The 16642-nt window shown below is 68.2% G+C and carries 18 protein-coding genes and 1 pseudogene; 9 read left to right on the top strand and 10 right to left on the bottom strand.

Translation table 11 applies throughout. The annotated features are described in order from the left end of the window. Positions 1-32: 32 nt before the first annotated feature. A complete protein-coding gene (locus PTQ19_RS13805) occupies positions 33-1163 on the bottom strand; it encodes a substrate-binding domain-containing protein (protein ID WP_206551102.1) in 1131 nt (376 codons plus the stop codon). 228 nt (positions 1164-1391) lie between these two features. Here PTQ19_RS13805 and PTQ19_RS13800 point away from each other — a divergent pair, with 228 nt between their 5' ends. From PTQ19_RS13800 to PTQ19_RS13780, 5 genes are all read left to right on the top strand, one after another. Continuing rightward, entirely contained in the window at positions 1392-2675 is a 1284-nt protein-coding gene (locus PTQ19_RS13800; RefSeq protein ID WP_274367747.1) for an ABC transporter substrate-binding protein, read from the top strand. Beyond that, a complete protein-coding gene (locus PTQ19_RS13795; RefSeq protein ID WP_274367746.1) occupies positions 2672-3631 on the top strand; it encodes a carbohydrate ABC transporter permease in 960 nt (319 codons plus the stop codon). The genes PTQ19_RS13800 and PTQ19_RS13795 overlap by 4 nt, the downstream gene beginning before the upstream one ends. 9 nt (positions 3632-3640) lie before the next feature. Next, positions 3641-4570 carry a carbohydrate ABC transporter permease gene (locus tag PTQ19_RS13790; RefSeq protein WP_224818025.1) on the top strand — a complete coding sequence of 310 codons (930 nt, stop codon included), beginning with the start codon at positions 3641-3643 and terminating at the stop codon, positions 4568-4570. A gap of 9 nt (positions 4571-4579) precedes the next feature. Continuing rightward, positions 4580-5914, top strand: a complete 1335-nt coding sequence (locus PTQ19_RS13785) for a sulfatase family protein (RefSeq protein WP_274367745.1) — start codon at positions 4580-4582, stop codon at positions 5912-5914. Between the two features lie 77 nt (positions 5915-5991). Then, positions 5992-6351 carry a VOC family protein gene (locus PTQ19_RS13780; protein ID WP_274367744.1) on the top strand — a complete coding sequence of 120 codons (360 nt, stop codon included), beginning with the start codon at positions 5992-5994 and terminating at the stop codon, positions 6349-6351. On the opposite strand, the gene PTQ19_RS13775 is transcribed toward PTQ19_RS13780, so the two are convergent. Further along, positions 6344-7348, bottom strand: coding sequence for an acetylxylan esterase (locus PTQ19_RS13775; RefSeq protein WP_274367743.1), 1005 nt, complete (start codon positions 7346-7348; stop codon positions 6344-6346). The two genes, PTQ19_RS13780 and PTQ19_RS13775, sit on opposite strands and share 8 nt — an antisense overlap. Further along, entirely contained in the window at positions 7345-7872 is a 528-nt protein-coding gene (locus PTQ19_RS13770; RefSeq protein ID WP_274367742.1) for a CGNR zinc finger domain-containing protein, read from the bottom strand. The genes PTQ19_RS13775 and PTQ19_RS13770 overlap by 4 nt, the downstream gene beginning before the upstream one ends. A gap of 48 nt (positions 7873-7920) precedes the next feature. On the opposite strand from PTQ19_RS13770, the gene PTQ19_RS13765 reads away from it, so the two are divergent. Next, positions 7921-8883: an EamA family transporter gene (locus PTQ19_RS13765; protein ID WP_274367741.1), complete on the top strand. Its 963-nt coding sequence runs from the start codon at positions 7921-7923 to the stop codon at positions 8881-8883. Positions 8884-8963: 80 nt separating this feature from the next. On the opposite strand, the gene PTQ19_RS13760 is transcribed toward PTQ19_RS13765, so the two are convergent. The 7 genes and pseudogenes from PTQ19_RS13760 to PTQ19_RS13730 form a co-directional block, all read right to left on the bottom strand. Next, complete coding sequence (locus PTQ19_RS13760) at positions 8964-10301, bottom strand: HNH endonuclease (RefSeq protein ID WP_274367740.1); 1338 nt, start codon at positions 10299-10301, stop codon at positions 8964-8966. 57 nt (positions 10302-10358) lie between these two features. After that, the gene (locus PTQ19_RS13755) at positions 10359-10616 is read right to left on the bottom strand and encodes a hypothetical protein (RefSeq protein ID WP_274367739.1); all 258 of its coding nucleotides are present in this window, start codon (positions 10614-10616) and stop codon (positions 10359-10361) included. Beyond that, entirely contained in the window at positions 10613-10873 is a 261-nt protein-coding gene (locus PTQ19_RS13750; RefSeq protein WP_274367738.1) for a hypothetical protein, read from the bottom strand. Before PTQ19_RS13750 ends, PTQ19_RS13755 begins: the two co-directional genes overlap by 4 nt. A gap of 70 nt (positions 10874-10943) precedes the next feature. Next, positions 10944-11711: pseudogene (locus PTQ19_RS13745) on the bottom strand (ABC transporter permease). Then, positions 11708-12505 (bottom strand): ABC transporter ATP-binding protein, encoded by a 798-nt coding sequence (locus PTQ19_RS13740; protein ID WP_425313123.1) that lies wholly within the window; start codon positions 12503-12505, stop codon positions 11708-11710. The pseudogene PTQ19_RS13745 and the gene PTQ19_RS13740 overlap by 4 nt, the downstream one beginning before the upstream one ends. Beyond that, on the bottom strand, positions 12502-12873 hold the full coding sequence (locus PTQ19_RS13735) for a DUF1048 domain-containing protein (protein WP_274367737.1): 372 nt from the start codon (positions 12871-12873) through the stop codon (positions 12502-12504). The genes PTQ19_RS13740 and PTQ19_RS13735 overlap by 4 nt, the downstream gene beginning before the upstream one ends. A gap of 1 nt (position 12874) precedes the next feature. Then, positions 12875-13204 carry a PadR family transcriptional regulator gene (locus PTQ19_RS13730; RefSeq protein WP_274367736.1) on the bottom strand — a complete coding sequence of 110 codons (330 nt, stop codon included), beginning with the start codon at positions 13202-13204 and terminating at the stop codon, positions 12875-12877. A gap of 195 nt (positions 13205-13399) precedes the next feature. Here PTQ19_RS13730 and PTQ19_RS13725 point away from each other — a divergent pair, with 195 nt between their 5' ends. The 3 genes from PTQ19_RS13725 (at position 13400) to prpB (ending at position 16627) form a co-directional block, all read left to right on the top strand. Further along, positions 13400-14065, top strand: coding sequence for a GntR family transcriptional regulator (locus tag PTQ19_RS13725; RefSeq protein WP_274367735.1), 666 nt, complete (start codon positions 13400-13402; stop codon positions 14063-14065). Further along, the gene (locus tag PTQ19_RS13720; protein ID WP_179411760.1) at positions 14062-15579 is read left to right on the top strand and encodes an MmgE/PrpD family protein; all 1518 of its coding nucleotides are present in this window, start codon (positions 14062-14064) and stop codon (positions 15577-15579) included. Before PTQ19_RS13725 ends, PTQ19_RS13720 begins: the two co-directional genes overlap by 4 nt. Positions 15580-15727: 148 nt before the next feature. Next, positions 15728-16627, top strand: a complete 900-nt coding sequence (prpB, locus tag PTQ19_RS13715; protein WP_274367734.1) for a methylisocitrate lyase — start codon at positions 15728-15730, stop codon at positions 16625-16627. Positions 16628-16642 lie beyond the last annotated feature (15 nt).

The following is a 16642-nucleotide window of genomic DNA, read 5'->3' as shown; positions in this document are numbered from 1 at the left end:
CTCTTCGATGTACGGGTGAAACGGCCGGCGGGTCAGCGCGTCGCGGATGCCGGCTCGGCGCCGCACGATCGACGCACGACGACCCTGGGGCGCAGCCGGATCTGGTGCAAGGGGCATTCGTCGCCCTCGATCAGGCGGCGCAACATGACGTCGGCCGCCATGCGACCGATGCGGTACTTCGGAGGGGCGACGGCAGTCAGCGGTACCTCGGCGAGATCAGCCACCTCGTCGTCGTACGAGACGAGTGCGAGGTCGTCGGGCACGTGCCGGCCGTTGCGTCGCGCGGCGCCTTCGAGCATCGCAGCCTCCCGGTCGCCGAAGGTCAGCGCCGCGGTCGCCTCGAAGTCGCGCAGCGCGCGGTAGGCCGCCTCGGCGGAATCGGCCTCCCATTCGGTCTTCGACTGCGAGAATCGCAGATCCGGTGTCAGTCCGAGATCGGTGACGGCCTGCAGGTACCCCTGCACCACTCCGTACTCGGTCACGGTGCGCGACCGCGTCAGCAGAGCGATGCGACGGTGGCCGAGCCTGGCGAGGTGGGCGACGGCGTCGTAGGCGCCGCCGGCGTGGTCGGAGCAGACGTGCTCGGTGATGTCGGCGGGCCCAAGGCCCTGCAGGCTGCGTTCGACCAGCACGACGGGTACCGGCAGCGCCATGAGCTGCTGTGCGCGGGCCGCGGGGTCGTTGATCCCCGAGAGCGTCGGGGCGAGCAGCAGGCCATCCACCCCGGCCTCGAGCAGTGCCGCGATGGCTTCGTCCTCGCGATCGGGGTCGTAGCGGTAGGTCGCCAGTTGCAGCGACGCTCCCGCCGCCGACAGCGACTCATCGATCCCCTGCAGCACGCGCGGGTAGTACAGCTGCGTGTCGGGGAGCAGGACGCCGATGCGCCGGCGCGCTCGCTCCTCGCGGGGGCGGGCGGGCGCCACGAAGCTGCCCGCGCCCTGACGGCGTACGACGATCCGCTCCGCGACCAACTCGTCGAAGGCGCGGCGCACGGTCGTCAGCGACAGACCCGTCTCCTTCGACAGCTCCTGCTCGGTCGGCAGCTTCTGCCCGGCCGTCCACGTGCCGGCGATGATGCCCCGGCGCAACTGGTCGGCCAGGATCTCGAACTTCAGCCCCCGTGTCTCGGCGTCGCGCACCGCTGCGCTGCGCTGTGATGCCATGCCCCCACCTCCGTCGTTCTTCCTCTGATTCTGTTCTCTTCAAAGAAAGGAATAAAGGGGTAATCGGGGATTCCGTCGTCAGTTCGCTCGCAGTTCTCCGGTGGTGACGGCGGTCTTCGGGCGATGAGGGCAGATGAATTCCGGAATACTCCTTGAATGCTCTTGTCAGGCGGCGCGAGAGTCGACCGACAGAGGCGAAGACGCCTCTCCCAGACGGAAGGAAAACCGATGGCGAAGATCCGCACACTGTCCGCAGTCGCCCTCGTCGGTGCGTTCGCTCTCACCGGATGCGCCTCGGCGTCCGGCGACGCCGGCGGCTCGAAGGAACTCACCTACTGGTCGATGTGGAAGGAAGGCGAGGCCCAGCAGAAGGTGGTCGCCGACGCCATCGCCGACTTCGAGGAGGAGACGGGGATCGAGGTGAACGTGCAGTGGCAGGGACGCGACAACATCAAGAAGACCGTTCCCACGCTGAACACGAACAAGGTGCCCGACCTCGTCGACGGGTCGTTCGCCAAGCTCGCCCCGGTGCTCGCCGAGACCGGCCAGGCCAAGCCCCTGGTCGAGGCGTATGGCGCCGAGATCGAGGGCGACGCCGTCTCTTCGCTCATCCCCGAGGCGTACCTCGCAGGCGATGTCGTGACCGTCGAGGGTGAGGACGCGCCGTGGATGCTGCCCTACTCGCTCACCAGCGATGCCATCTGGTTCAATGCCGCCGAGCATCCCGACCTTGCGGCAAACCCGCCGCAGGACTGGGCGTCGTTCTTGCCGGTGATGGACGAGATGAAGGCCGCCGGCACCACGCCGATCGCGATCGACGGTGATGTCGCCGGCTACAACGCCTACTGGTACACCTCGGCGATGGTGGGGCTCGCGGGGCCCGGATCGCTGCGTGAGATGGCGGCGGACGAGACGGGTGAGGCGTGGGATGCACCGGAGGCGCTTGAAGCCGCGCAGATGATCGAGGGACTCGTCGAGGGTGGGTACTTCATCGACGGGTACAACGCCAGCAAGTGGCCGGCTCAGCAGCAGGCCTGGTCCGACAACCAGGCCGCCCTGATGTTCAACGGCACCTGGATCCCCACCGAGACGGGCCCCTATGCGGCCGAGGGCTTCGAGTACTCCTCATTCCCCTTCCCCGCCCTGGGCAGCAGCGCCCGTGCGGACTTCGTCGGCTTCGCCGTCCCCGCCCGTGCGAAGAACTCCGATAACGCGCAGGATCTCGCCGCGTTCTTCTTGAAGAAGCAGTATCAGGACGCGCTCGGCACCGACGCGAAGATCATCCCCATCCGTCCCGACGCGGCTGTCAGCGATGAGATGTCCACGGTCACCGACGCCCTCGCGGCAGCCGACTCCTACTACCAGCAGAACGACGGCATCAGCTTCCCCGGGTACTCCGAGAAGCTCTTCTGGCCGGCTGTCAGCGACCTGGTGCTCGGCAAGATCGATGCGGAGGCCTTCGTCGAGACGATGAAGACCGGTCAAGTCGACTACTGGAAGCTCAACTCATGACCGATGCCGCCCTGGCGCCTGCCGCTCCCCGCCTCGCGGCCGCTCGTCGGCGGCGAGGCGGGGGCAGCACGATCGATCGCGCTCGCCGCCGGCTGCTCGTGCCCTTCGTCGGCCCCGCTTTCGCGCTCTACACGATCCTGTTCGTCGTCCCGTCCCTGTACGCGATCTGGATCAGTTTCAACAAGTGGGCCGGGGCTGGTCCCATGGAGTTCGTCGGGTTCGGCAACTACGTGCGATTGTTCTCGGACAAGCTGTTCCTGCGGTCATTCGGCAACACCCTGCTGCTGCTGTTCGTGGTCGGTCTCGCGATCTTCGTCATCGCCTTCGCGCTCACGCTCGTGCTGCGCGACATGACCGGTCGCAAGATCGCACGCTCGGTGATCTTCTTCCCGCACCTGGTCAACGCGATGATCTTCGGCGTGCTCGCCGGCTTCGTGTTCAACCCCGGCGGGCTCGTGAACACCCTGCTCGGCGCGTTCGGCGTCACCGACCCGCCCGCATGGTTGGCGCAGGACAACCTGTTCCCGCTGATCATGGTGATGATGACCTGGATCACCACCGGGTACTTCACCACGATCCTGATGGCGGGCGTCGACCGCATCCCGCCCTACTACTACGAGGATTGCGCGCTCGCCGGAGCGAATGCCTGGCAGCGGCTGCGCTACGTGATCCTCCCGCTCACCTGGGACGTCTTCGGCACCTGCGCGGTGCTGTGGACCATCTCATCGGTGAAGATCTTCGAGATCATCTGGATCTTCGGCGGGTCCACGGGGCAGGGTATGCCTCCGACCCAGACCTGGACCACCGCCGTCTACACGTACGTCACCGCGTTCTCGGGCGAATCGGTGCCGGCCTACGGTGCGGCATCCGCATCGGCCGTGCTGTCGTTGGCGCTCGTGTCCGTGCTCGTGTTGCTGCTGCGTCGCGTGATGAAGCGCGACGCGATCGAGTTCTAGGAGAACATCGTGACCGCTATCGCACCACCACCGGTGTCTGATCAGACCACCCGCACGCTCGTCGTGCCCTCGCCGCGGCGCAGAAACCGCAACCGGGCCGCGATCGGGCGCGACCGCAGTGTGCTGCGCGGCATCGGCCTCGTGCTGCTGTGGGCGTTCGTCGTGCTGAACGTCGCCTGGATGGTCTGGATGGTCATCCAGGCGTTCCGTGACACCCGCGCGATCCTCGCAGACCCGTGGGGCATGCCGACATCGCTGGATCCGGTCAACTTCGTCACAGCCTGGACCGTCGGCGACTTCGCGACGGCGACGATGAACAGCGTCGTCACCACCGTGGTGTCGTCCTTCCTGACCGTGGCGCTCGCCGCCCCCGCCGCGTACTACCTGAGCCGCGTCGAGAACCGGCTGACGAACTCGTTGACCCTGTACTTCGTGCTCGGTCTCGGCATTCCCGCGCAAGTGATCGTGATTCCGCTGTTCGTCATGCTCAACGAGGTCTATCTGACCGACAGCCTGATCGGCTTGAACCTCGTCTACATCGGCGTCTCGATGCCGTTCACCGTGTTCCTGCTGACCGCTTTCTTCCGGTCGTTGCCGCTCGAGATGGAAGAGGCGGCGGCGCTCGACGGCACAACGGCCTTCGGTACGTTCTGGCGCATCACCCTCCCTCTGGCGAAGGGCGGAATCCTCACCGCTTTCGTGCTGCAGGTGATCTCGCACTGGAACGAGACCCTGCTGGCCCTGACGCTGCTGCAATCGACCGAGAAGTACACCTTGCCGGTGGCGCTGATCTCGTTTATCCAGCAGCAGACGTACTCCGGCGCCGACTGGGGAGGCCTGTTCGCCGGCCTGTGCATCGTCGTGCTGCCGATGCTGGCGATCTACCTGTGGCTCGGGCGTCGGCTCACCGAGGGCCTGACGCTCGGCATGGGCAAGTAGGGCTGAGACGTGCAGCCGAACATCCTGGTGATCACCGCCGACCAGCTCGGAGCGCACGTGCTCGACCGCGATGAGGGGTGGGTGGCGACGCCCCATCTCGACGGGTTGCGCCGCGACGGCGCGGACTTCCGTCGCGCCTATGTGACCTTTCCGCTGTGCGTGCCCTCGCGCGCATCGATGCTGACCGGTCGGATGCCGCACGAGGTGGGCATCGGGGGCAACCGGGCCCAGTCCGACACCGTCGTCGAGCCGGGCGCGCGCGCCGACAGTCTCGGTCATGCGATGGCGGCGGTCGGGTATACGTGCGCGTACGCCGGCAAGTGGCATGCGACCCAGGCGAGTGCCCCCGCGGATGCCGGATTCGAGGTGCTGGCGCCGTTCGGCGATCGCGGGCTGGTCGATGCGTGCGCGGAGTGGCTGCGGGGGCGCGCAGACGAGGAGGAGCCGTTCTTGCTCGTCGCCTCTTTCGATGACCCGCACACCATCTGCGAGTACGCGCGGCGGCAGTCGATGCCGTACGGCGACGTGGATGCCGGAGGGGCGCGCGAGGCGCCGCCGCTGCCGGCGAACTTCGCTCCGGCGCCATTCGAACCCGAGGCCGTGCGGTTCGAGAAGGCGGCCGCCGGGCAGGTGTACGGCACGGCAGACTACACGGCGGATGACTGGCGGATGTACCGGGCCGCCTACCGTCGGCTCGTCGAGCGGGTCGACGGGTACGTCGGGCGGTTGCTGCACGCGCTCGACAGTGCGGGACTCAGCGACTCGACGTTGGTGATCTTCACCAGCGATCACGGCGATGGCGACGCCGCGCACGGGTGGAACCAGAAGACGGCACTGTTCGAGGAATGCGTGCGCGTTCCGCTCATCGTCCGCGGTCCGGGGGTCTCGCCCGGGGTGCGGTCGGGGGTGGTGTCGGTCGGGCTCGACCTGCTGCCCACGGTGCTGACGGCGGCGGGATGCCCGCGACCGGGCGAGCTGCGGGGAGCCCCGCTCGCCCTGGGGGTCGGCGACGGGTCTGCCGAGCGCGTCGTGGTGGTCGAGACCCGGTTCGAGCGATCGGATCCGCCTCTCACGCGAGGGCGTGCGCTCGTGCGGGGTCCGTACAAGTACACCGTCTACAGCTGGGGGCGTCACCGGGAGCAGTTGCAAGATCTGAGCAACGACCCCGGTGAGCAGCGGAATCTCGCCGTCGAGTCGTCCTTCGACGACGTGCGCGACGAGATGCGCACCGCGCTGCTGCGCTGGTGCCGAGACACCGACGACCGCGACTTCCTGAAGTTCGTGCCGCTGCCGACCGGAACACCCGCTGCCGTGCACGACGAGATCTTCGCCGTGCCGTACTGACGCGCACCGCCGGAACCTCTTGTCTTCGCGCCCTCTCAGGCGCAGACTGGCCGCGTCGGCAGACGAGAGGACGGATCATGGCGCACGGCGACATCACGCACATCGACATCCCGGTGGGCGACATGCAACGGGCGATCGACTTCTACCACGGGCTGTTCGGGTGGGAGATTGCCGAGATGCCTGGTTTTGAGGGGTACCCGATGTGGCAGGCCCCGAATGGGATCTCGGGCGGCGGGCTCGCCCCGCGCGAGGACGGATTCGAGCATCCGCGTTCCTACGTCGAGGTCGACTCGATCGACGAGACGATCGCCGCGGCGAAGGCCGCGGGCGGATCGGTGGCCTTCGAGAAGTCGCCGATCACCGAGACGAGCGCGTGGGCGGTGATCGTCGATCCGGACGGCAACCGCATCGGCCTGTTCGAGGGGATGGTCAGCTGAGCGCGCGATCGAGGTGCGCCAGGCCCTCGCGCCGTGCGTCGACCAGGACGCGACCGAGCCCGGGGTAGTCGGCGTGCCCCGCCGGCAGCACCCTGAGTTGGAGCAGGTCGTGCGGCACGGCGTTGGCGACGGCGAACTGTCCCTGCGGCGGCACGGACTGATCCCACAGTGCGGCTTCGACGCGCACGGGGATCGTGAAGAACGCCGCAGAGGTCGAGGCGTCGAACAGCCGTAGCTGCTCCCTGGCCTCGGGATGCTGTTGCACGTGCATCCGCTGGTACTCGCCACTGCCCAGGCAGGGCACGGCGAGGCGCTCGTCGTAGTGCCCGAAGGTCGGCACCACGAGCGTGGCCCCGATGAAGCGATCGTCCCATGGGGCGGCCAGCGCGCCGATGCCGCCGCCGAAGCTCTCTCCGACGTAGTAAAGAGGCAGTTCGCCTGCCAGCGAGACAAGGGCGTCGGCGGCCAGCCACAGGTCGCGTGCACACAGGCCGGGCACGTAGTCGTCTGCCGAGGCGAGGCCCGCGAGCACGTGTTCACCGACCGGCTCGGGTGCTCCGATGCCGGCGTTGAGGGCTCCGAGGCCACGGGCGACCGGGAAGATCGCCGCCGCATCAGCGGGCACGCGTCCGTACTCGACGCGGTCCCGACCTCCGTACCCGTGGCTGTGCACCACTCCGACGCGCGGATGCCCGGAGGCCGGCGCCACGTACCAGGCGCGCAGTCGTGTGCCGTCCGCGCCGGAATGCTCGATCAGTGACACATCGCGGCGGCCGCGCTGCTGGGTGGACAGAATGCGGGGTGCAGCATCGACCAGGCGTGCCTCAGTACGCCACCTGCGCCATTGCACGGCGAAGGCGGGGGTCGCAGCGATCGGAGCGATGTCGCGCAGGGTGTCGAGGGTGTGGCCGTAGCTGCCGTCGAAGGTGGCATCCGGAAACCAGGAGTCGAACGGCGGCGCCGTCCGTGTCGTCTCGATCCGTGTCGTATCGGTCATGTGCCGGCTCCTTGCCGTGCCCGGTAGGCGGCGACGGCGTTGCGGTTGGCGCAGGTGGTCGAGCAGTAGCGCTTCGAGCGGTTGCGGGAGAGGTCGAGGGCGATGGCGCGGCAGTCGTCGTCGGCGCAGACGGTGAGACGGCTGCCTTCGCGGCTGCGGATGACATCGATCAGCGCCATGGCGGTCTCGATGAGGATGCGTTCGGCCAGGGGGCGGTCGTCGGCGATGGCGTGCAGATGCCAGTCGACACCGTCGTGCCTGGCGAGGCGGGGAGAGAGGGTGACGCGTGCGAGCGCGTCGTTGACGCGCGGGGCCATCTCATCGCGCGGGGCGAGCAGCATCTCGCGCAGCAGGGGTCGCAGGGCGCGTAGCTCGGCCAGCTCGGTCTCGTCGCGGTCGATGCGTCCGGTGTAGGGATGCTGAGTCAGGAACACCTCGAGGTCGAACGCATCCACGGGTTCGGCGGAGTTCACCAGCGCGACGGCAGCGCGCAGCGCCTCATCCGTGTCATCGGTGAAAATCATGTTGACATCTTACGCACGCCGGGCGTAGTGTCATCGATCATGACGACTATGACCCATGACACTCGCCGAGCGGGGGTCGGGGCCGGCCTGCTGGTTGCCGTGTCGGCCGCGTTCGCGTTCGGCATGTCCGGTGCGTGGGCGCGAGGGCTGATCGATGCCGGGTGGACGCCGGGCGCCGCCGTCACCGCACGCATCTGGGTCGCGGCGATCGTGCTGATCGTGCCGACCGTGCTGGCGTTGCGGGGCCGGTGGGGTCTGGTGCGGGCCAACGCCGGCATGATCGTCACCTACGGGCTGCTCGCGGTCACGGCCACCCAGTTGTTCTACTTTCAGGCCATTGCGGTGATGGATGTGGGTATCGCCCTGCTGATCGAGTACACCGCACCGGTGGCTGTGGTGCTGTGGTTCTGGATCCGTCGTGGCGAGCGCCCGAGTCGGCGCAGCGTCCTCGGCGCGGCGATCGCGTTCATCGGGCTCGTGCTGATGCTGGACGTGCTCACCGGCGCGCGCATCGATGGCGGGGGAATCCTCTGGGCGTTGGGAGCGATGGTGGGTGCGGCGACCTACTTCGTGCTCTCGGGGCGCGGCGACACGGGGCTGCCGCCGATGGCGCTGGCAGGGCTCGGCCTGCTGCTCGGGGCGCTCGGGCTGACCACGGCCGGTCTGATCGGCATCCTGCCGATGGCCTGGAACACCGACGACGTCGCCTACCGGTTCGGGACGGTGCCGTGGTTCGTGCCGGTGATCGCCATCGGGTTGTTGGCCACCGCTCTGGCATACGTGCTCGGCATCACTTCGACGCGCATGCTCGGCTCGCGTCTGGCGTCGTTCGTCGCGCTCGCCGAGGTTATTGCCGCGATGCTGTTCGGATGGATGCTGCTCGGCCAGCTGCCCGGCACCGTGCAGCTGCTTGGCGGAGCGCTGGTGCTGGTCGGGGTTGTGCTCGTGAAGCTCGGTGAGCCCGCGACGCAGGAGTTCGTCGAGCCGTTGCCCGAGCCTGCCGTGCGCTGAGTCTTGCCATGCGCTGATTCTTGCCGTGCGCTGAGCCCTGCTGCGGCGTGGCGCCGCGGACGCCACCGGCGCGTTCGACGTCAGAAAGGCGCCAGTAGCTGCGCGGGCACGTGAGCCCAGGGGTCTGCGCCGGGACGGGCACTCGATTCCTCGCCGTCCTCCGCGAATCTGACCGTGTTCTGGGGTGGCGGTTTGTCGATGTAGGTGCGGCCGGTGGGGCTGGTCCACTCCAAGAGGCCACCGCCGAGCTGTTCGACGTGCCAGGGCGAATGATGCTTGAGCACGTGGTGCCGGCGGCAGAGTCCGCCGAGGTTGTTCTCTTCGGTGGCGCCGCCGAGCGCCGCATCGACCGTGTGGTCGAGGTCGTTCTCGCGAGAGGGCATGCCGCAGGTCAGGAAGCGGCAGCGCTGGTCTCTCGCCTGCAACTGTCGGCGCATCGACGCGGTCGGGCGGTACCGATCCACTGCGAGGATCGCTCCCGTGATCGGGTGAGTGAGGATGCGATCCCATCCGGTCACCGCTCCGGCCAGTCGCCGTGCGGTGTCGCTGTCGATCGGAGCGCGGCCATCCAGCGCTGCCGGGGGAGTGCTTATGCCCTCTGCGCCCAGCAGCGTGGTCACGGGGACGGTGACGGACACGTGCGGGGCGATCGCGCCCAGCATCCCTTCGGCGGTGTCATGCCCCGCCGGGGCACCGGTCAGCAGCAGATCCAGCGCGAGGTCGGCGCGCTTGTGCGCGACCGTGCGCGCGTCGGGGTCCGGAGCAGCCCCGGGCGCCGAGTTTGGTTCGGTGTCGGTCGCGGCCATGCGCGTGAGGCGTTCGAATGCGCCGTGCACGAGGGCGGCGGGACCGAAGACGCCCAGTTCGGCCATGCCGTCATCGGCGTCCTTCACCCAGACGGAGCGTATCTCGCGGGCATCCGCATGCCGTTCCTCCAGCGGGCGCGGCTGGTACTGCTCGGCGATTCGCGCGGCGATCGCCCGTACGCGATTCGGGGACTCCTCTTCGGCGAACTCCAGCACGCGCGCGGCGTAGGCGTCGCGCGACGCCGCGTCGTCGAGGTGGGCGCCGGCGTCGATGATCACACGCGCGTGCGCTGCGCTGATCCGCCCCGTGCCCTGTGCCTGCCACACCGCCGGGAACCGGTCGACCTTGAGTTCGGCGTCGCCCATGCGCCGTTGCACCGTGCGATCGGATACTCGGAGCGCCGCACCGAGTTCGGCCGCGACCGTGCGGAGCGTGATGTCGGCCTCATCCGCGTCGCCGGCGGCGCTCAGCGCCCATCGCGACGCGAGCGCGAGCACGCCGTCGAGTCCTGCCTGCATCGCGGCTATCGAGCGCTGCATGTCCACAGCCAGGTCGACCAGCTCGTCGAGCGTGGCCACCTGCTCTCGTGAGGCATCCATCAGCGCCGTCATGGATCCAGTATGAGAGAGGCCACCGACATCGAGGCCGCCGAACCGGCATCCGCCCACTCAACCAGGCTGCGTGCACTCGCTGGTGGCGTGCATCGTGATCCGCGCTGCGCCGGCGGCGTCGCTGGCGATCATGTTCACGATGGTCAGGTCGGGAGACACGATGCGGATGCGCAGGTCATCGCGGGCATCCGTGGCGCCCTGCGTCGTGACGCGCATCACCCACCCCTCCTGCTTCGCGAGCTCGTGGCTGAGGTCCGCGGCCCACCGCGCCCGATCGAGGTGCGAATCGACGTCGATGACGCGCTGCACCTTCACCTGGGGCCCGATTCCTCCAGGGGGCACGGCAGCGGAGCGATACGCTCCGAGCGACCCTGTACGACCTCCTCGGGGATGGTGTCCTCTATCCGATCGAGGTGCGAGGTCACGGTTGCGGTCGCGGCCTCGAGCGTCGCGGGTCGAGGGTCGGGCAGGAACAGCGTGACGACCCACAGCACGAGCACCAGCGCGCCGGCACCGGCGATCGCGATGATCGCCGACCTCACGGCTCTCGAACGCTGATGGTCGGGCGGCATCACGTCATGCTAGCCCCCGTACCCCGCGACGGGTCGCGAGGTGCGGGGGCTGGCACTCGCCCCGCGGCCGTCATCCGATGCGCCGGCGATACACCCGCATCGCCACGACGTAGGCGATGATCAGGATGCCGAGGCACCAGGCCAGCGCGACCCAGAGGTCGGCTCCCACCGGCTGCTGCGCGAACAGCGCCTGGATGGAGTTCACGATGGATGTGACCGGCTAGTGCTCGGCGAACCACCGCACCGGTCCCGGCATGGTGTCGGTCGGCACGAACGCTGAACTGATGAACGGCAAGAAGATCAGCGGATACGAGAACGCGCTCGCCCCGTCGACCGTCTTCGCCGACAGCCCTGCGATGACGGCGAGCCAGGTCAGCGCGAGCGTGAACAGAGCGAGGATGCCGATGACGGCCAGCCATGCCCACACACTCGCCGATGTACGGAAGCCCATCAGTAGAGCCGCGCCGAACACGATGGCCAGGGTCATGGCGTTCGCCACGAGGGATGTCAGCACATGAGCCCACAGGATGCTCGAGCGGGAGATCGGCATGGAGTGGAATCGCTCGAAGACGCCGCCCTGCAGATCGGTGAACAGGCGGAACGCCGTGTAGGCGATCCCCGAGGCGATCGTGATCAGCAGAATGCCGGGGAGCAGGTAGTCGATGTACGCGGCATCGCCGATGCTCTGCCGCAGGGCCCCGCCGAACACGAACACGAAAAGCACCAGCAGGGCGATCGGTGTGACTGCCGTTGTGATGACGGTGTCGGCACTGCGCAGGATGTGGCGCAGCGACCGACCGGTGAGGCTCGCCGTATCGGCGAGCACGTGCGTGCTCATGCGGCATCGCTCCTCTCAGCGTCGCTGGTCGACGGACCGACCAGCGCGAGGAAGACCTCTTCGAGTGTCGGTTGCCGCTTGACGTACTCCACTCGTGTGGGCGGCAACAACTGCTTGAGCTCGGCGACCGTGCCGTTGGCGATGATGCGCCCCTCGTGCAGGATCGCGATGCGGTCGGCGAGCCGTTCGGCCTCATCGAGGTACTGCGTCGTCAGCATCACGGTTGTGCCGCCGCGCACGAGTTCCTCGACCACGGCCCACACCTCCTGTCTGGCCTCGGGATCGAGCCCTGTGGTCGGCTCATCGAGGAAGACGACCTGCGGATGCCCGACGAGACTCATCGCGATGTCGAGCCGACGTCGCATCCCGCCCGAATACGTTCCCGCGCGTCGCGAGCCCGCCTCGGTCAGGCCGAACCTGGCCAGCAGGGCATCCGCCGTGTCACCCGGGGCTGTGAAGTGACGCAGCCGCCCCACCAGAACGAGGTTCTCGCGTCCGGTGAGCACGTCGTCGACGGCGGCGAACTGCCCCGTGAGGCTGATGACCTCGCGCACCTGGGCGCCCTTCTCGTGCACGTCCATCCCCTGCACGTGGGCGCTACCGGCATCCGCTGCGAGCAGAGTCGAGAGGGTGCGCACCATTGTCGTCTTCCCGGCGCCGTTCGACCCGAGCAGCGCGAAGACGCTGCCGCGGTCGACGGCGAAGTCGACGCCGCGCAGCACGTCGTGTGCGCCGAAGGACTTGCGGATGCCGCGTACGTCGATCGCTCGCGGATCGGCGTGCACGGCGTTCACGACGACTCCTGGGCACGCGTGGCCGCCTCGACGGCATCGATCAGGCGCTGACGCTCCTTGTCGATCCACCGCTTGCCGGTGTACGCCTGGGCGAACGACTCGGCGAACTCGACGGGGTCCTCTCCGGTGATCGCCGACACCGGCGTTGCGTCGAGTGCGGCGCGTTCCCACAGGTCGGCGAGGTCGACGAACATCTGCACCAGGGTGTCGCCATCGGTGACGCCGCCGTAGTACATGAGGTACCGCGTCAGCGCGGTCGCAGTAACGCGGTAGGGCTCGGGCAGCGCGTCCATGCGCGCCTTCGCCTGTCGGTAGTTCCTCTTCTGTTCGAGCGGTCCGGTGACCGCTTCGATCCACTTCGCTGCCATGTCATTCTCCCTTCGTGCGGAGCTCTGCGATCCGGTCGGAGATGAAGCTCCAGGTCATCCAGAACTCGTTCAGTTCGGCGGTGCCGCTCGCATTGAGCGTGTACACCTTGCGGGGCGGGCCCTTCTCGCTCGGCACCTTCGCGACGTCGACGAAGCCCTTCTGCTCGATGCGTACGAGCAGTGCGTACACGGTGCCCTCGGCGATGTCGGCGAAGCCGCGGTCGCGCAGTTGCGCCGTGATCTCGTACCCGTATGCCGGTCGGTCGACGAGCAGGGCGAGCACGATGCCCTCGAGGGTGCCTTTGAGCATCTCTGTCATCTGTCTGCCCATCCGGCACCTCCGTGTACTACTCAGTGATACTGACTACCACTACATAGTACCGCTGAGTAGTGGGAGCGCAACCCCCGGATCGCAGAAAGTCGTAGGGATGCGCCAGCGCCCGCCGCACCCCGGTTATGTATACGCAAGTGGGCTGATCGGTGAACAAAGCTGGTATCAGCGCGTGTTTGTGTATACGCTGATCCCGTGAGCACCACTGTTGAGTCTCTTCGCGCCAGCGACCGCGCCTACGCGGTGCTGCTCGATGAGATCCAGTCCGGCATCCTTCCCGCCGGTGCCGTGCTCGCCGAAGTCGAACAGGCGGCGCGCCTCGGAGTGAGCCGCACGCCCATGCGCGAGGCGCTGCGCCGACTCGCCGCCGAAGGGCTCGCCGTGCAGCAATCGCCGCGAGTCACCGTCGTCGCCGATCTCGACGCCGACGACATCCGATCGCTGTTCGAGATCCGCCGCGCACTCGAAGAGACCTCGGCGCGACTCGCGGCCATGCGCGGCGACGCCGTGCTGTTCCGCGAGCTCGCCGACGAGTTCGCCCGTGTCGACCTCGACCGCCCCGAGGGTCGTGACGCGTACTACGCCCTGATCGCGCGCTTCGACGCCGCGCTCGACGCCGCCGTCGGCAACGACTACCTCAGCTCGGCGCTGCGCACCGTGCGCACCCACCTCGTGCGCGTGCGGCGCATGGCGCGCGACAAGCCCGAGCGGCTGGCCGCATCCGCCGGCGAGCACCACCTGATCGCCCGCGCCCTGGCATCCCGCGACGCCGAACTCGCCGCCCACGCCACCCACGTCCACCTGCACAACGCTCTCGACAGCATCCTCGAATCGCTCGAGTCCCCGGAAGGAACACGATGACCGTCAACCACCCTGTTCGCGTCTACCGCTCCGAAGAGAACCTGCCCCGCGAGGGACAGCTCGCCTGGAAGATCGCCGAGGTCGCCACCGACCCCGTCGAGGTCGAGCCCGCCGTCGTCGACATGATCATCAACCGCATCATCGACAACGCCTCGGTCGCCGCGGCCTCTCTCACGCGCGCACCCATCAACGCCGCCCGGGCCCAGGCCTTCGCCCACCCCGTCTCGACCGGCGGAAAGGGCGCCACCGTCTTCGGCGCTGAGCTCGACCACCGCACCAGCCCCGAGTGGGCCGCCTGGGCCAACGGCGTCGCCGTGCGCGAGCTCGACTACCACGACACGTTCCTGGCCGCCGACTACTCGCACCCCGGCGACAACATCCCCCCGATCCTGGCCGTCGCGCAGCACGTCGGCAGCGACGGACGCGCCCTGGTGCGCGGACTCGCCACCGGCTACGAGATCCAGGTCGACCTGGTGAAGGCGATCTGCCTGCACAAGCACAAGATCGACCACGTCGCCCACCTCGGCCCCTCGGCCGCGGCCGGCATCGGCACCCTGCTCGGCCTCGACGCCGAGACGATCTACCAGGCCGTCGCGCAGGCGCTGCACACCACCACCGCCACCCGACAGAGCCGCAAGGGTGAGATCTCGACCTGGAAGGCGCACGCCCCGGCCTTCGCCGGCAAGATGGCTGTCGAGGCCGTCGACCGCGCCATGCGCGGTCAGACCTCGCCGTCGCCGATCTACGAAGGCGAAGACGGCGTGATCGCGTGGATGCTGGACGGACCCGACGCGGCCTACGAGGTGCCGCTGCCGGCCGCCGGCGAGGCCAAGCGGGCCATCCTCGACACGTACACCAAGGAGCACTCGGCCGAGTACCAGGCGCAGGCGTGGATCGACCTCGCCCGCAAGCTGCACCGCGAGGGCATCGACACCTCGGCCATCGACAGCGTCGTGCTGCACACCAGCCACCACACCCACTACGTGATCGGCTCGGGGGCGAACGACCCGCAGAAGTACGACCCGACGGCATCGCGCGAGACCCTCGACCACTCGATCCCGTACATCTTCGCCGTCGCGCTGCAGGACGGCACCTGGCACCACGTCGACTCGTACGCTCCCGAGCGGGCCGCCCGTGAGGACACCGTTGCGCTGTGGCACAAGATCACCACGGTCGAGGACGCCGAGTGGACGCGGCGCTACCACTCGCTCGACATCAGCGAGAAGGCCTTCGGCGGTCGCGTCGAGATCACGATGAACGACGGCACGAAGGTGATCGACGAGATCGCCGTCGCGGATGCCCACCCGCTGGGGGCCCGCCCGTTCGCCCGCGAGAACTACATCAACAAGTTCCGCATCCTCGCCGAGCCCGTGCTCGAGCCGGCAGAGATCGACCGCTTCCTCGAGCTCGTCCAGCGCCTGCCCGAGCTGACCGCGGACGAGGTCGCCGAGCTGTCGATCATCGCGAAGCCCGGCCTGCTGGCATCCGCCGACGCCCCGAAGGGGCTGTTCTGATGCTGAGCCTGCCGGGCTGCGCGTTCACAACTCCGGAGAATCGTCGCGATTTCGCCCGAATCTCGCCCAGGAGCGGCGCTGGCGCCAGAATCTCCGGAGTTACGAACATCGAGCGAGCGAACACCGAGCGAACGAAGGGGCTGTTCTGATGCTGTACTCGACCGTTCCCGCGCACGAGAAGCGTCGGGCGTTCCGCGAGCGCCTCGCCTCGGGTGAGCTGCTGCGCTTTCCCGGTGCCTTCAACCCGCTCAGCGCACGCCTGATCGAGCAGAAGGGCTTCGAGGGCGTCTACATCTCGGGCGCCGTGCTCTCTGCCGACCTCGGGCTGCCCGACATCGGCTTGACCACGCTCACCGAGGTCGCCGGTCGCGGGCAGCAGATCTCGCGCATGACCGACCTGCCGACCATCATCGACGCCGACACCGGGTTCGGCGAGCCGATGAACGTCGCGCGCACGATCCAATCGATGGAGGATGCCGGTATCGCCGGCGCCCACATCGAGGACCAGGTCAACCCCAAGCGCTGCGGGCATCTCGACGGCAAGGCCGTCGTCGACGCCGACACCGCGGTCAAGTGCATCCGCGCCGCCGTCGATGCGCGTCGTGACGAGAACTTCCTCATCATGGCGCGCACCGACATCGCCGCCGTCGATGGGCTGGAGGCGGCGAAGGACCGCGCCAAGGCGCTGGTGGATGCCGGTGCCGACGCGATCTTCCCCGAGGCGATGCGCTCGCTCGACGAGTTCGCCGCGATCCGCGCCGCCGTCGACGTGCCGATCCTGGCGAACATGACCGAGTTCGGCAAGAGCGACCTGTTCAGCGTCGATCAGCTGCGTGACGTCGGCGTGAACATCGTCATCTGGCCGGTGTCGATGCTGCGTATCGCGATGGGCGCGACCGGTCGTGCCCTTGATACGTTGATCGACGAGGGCCACCTGACCTCGAAGCTCGGCGAGATGCAGCACCGCGCCGATCTCTACGACCTGATCGACTACGAGTCGTACAACCGGTTCGACTCGGGCGTCTTCAACTTCACCATCGATCGCTGAACACGAGGGAGTGAC

This window comes from Microbacterium esteraromaticum, from assembly GCF_028747645.1.
GTDB lineage: Bacteria > Actinomycetota > Actinomycetes > Actinomycetales > Microbacteriaceae > Microbacterium > Microbacterium esteraromaticum_C.
This window is presented reverse-complemented; position numbering and strand designations above follow the sequence as displayed.

What these genes read in the sequence shown, in the direction of transcription:
- PTQ19_RS13775 (WP_274367743.1), bottom strand. Translation starts at nt 7,348, where the DNA reads ATGACCGATACGACACGGATCGAGACGACACGGACGGCGCCGCCGTTC.
- PTQ19_RS13780 (WP_274367744.1), top strand. Translation starts at nt 5,992, where the DNA reads ATGGCGCACGGCGACATCACGCACATCGACATCCCGGTGGGCGACATG.
- PTQ19_RS13720 (WP_179411760.1), top strand. Translation starts at nt 14,062, where the DNA reads ATGACCGTCAACCACCCTGTTCGCGTCTACCGCTCCGAAGAGAACCTG.
- PTQ19_RS13750 (WP_274367738.1), bottom strand. Translation starts at nt 10,873, where the DNA reads ATGCCGCCCGACCATCAGCGTTCGAGAGCCGTGAGGTCGGCGATCATC.
- PTQ19_RS13805 (WP_206551102.1), bottom strand. Translation starts at nt 1,163, where the DNA reads ATGGCATCACAGCGCAGCGCAGCGGTGCGCGACGCCGAGACACGGGGG.
- PTQ19_RS13730 (WP_274367736.1), bottom strand. Translation starts at nt 13,204, where the DNA reads ATGGGCAGACAGATGACAGAGATGCTCAAAGGCACCCTCGAGGGCATC.
- prpB (WP_274367734.1), top strand. Translation starts at nt 15,728, where the DNA reads ATGCTGTACTCGACCGTTCCCGCGCACGAGAAGCGTCGGGCGTTCCGC.
- PTQ19_RS13795 (WP_274367746.1), top strand. Translation starts at nt 2,672, where the DNA reads ATGACCGATGCCGCCCTGGCGCCTGCCGCTCCCCGCCTCGCGGCCGCT.
- PTQ19_RS13765 (WP_274367741.1), top strand. Translation starts at nt 7,921, where the DNA reads ATGACCCATGACACTCGCCGAGCGGGGGTCGGGGCCGGCCTGCTGGTT.
- PTQ19_RS13800 (WP_274367747.1), top strand. Translation starts at nt 1,392, where the DNA reads ATGGCGAAGATCCGCACACTGTCCGCAGTCGCCCTCGTCGGTGCGTTC.
- PTQ19_RS13735 (WP_274367737.1), bottom strand. Translation starts at nt 12,873, where the DNA reads ATGGCAGCGAAGTGGATCGAAGCGGTCACCGGACCGCTCGAACAGAAG.
- PTQ19_RS13770 (WP_274367742.1), bottom strand. Translation starts at nt 7,872, where the DNA reads ATGATTTTCACCGATGACACGGATGAGGCGCTGCGCGCTGCCGTCGCG.
- PTQ19_RS13760 (WP_274367740.1), bottom strand. Translation starts at nt 10,301, where the DNA reads ATGACGGCGCTGATGGATGCCTCACGAGAGCAGGTGGCCACGCTCGAC.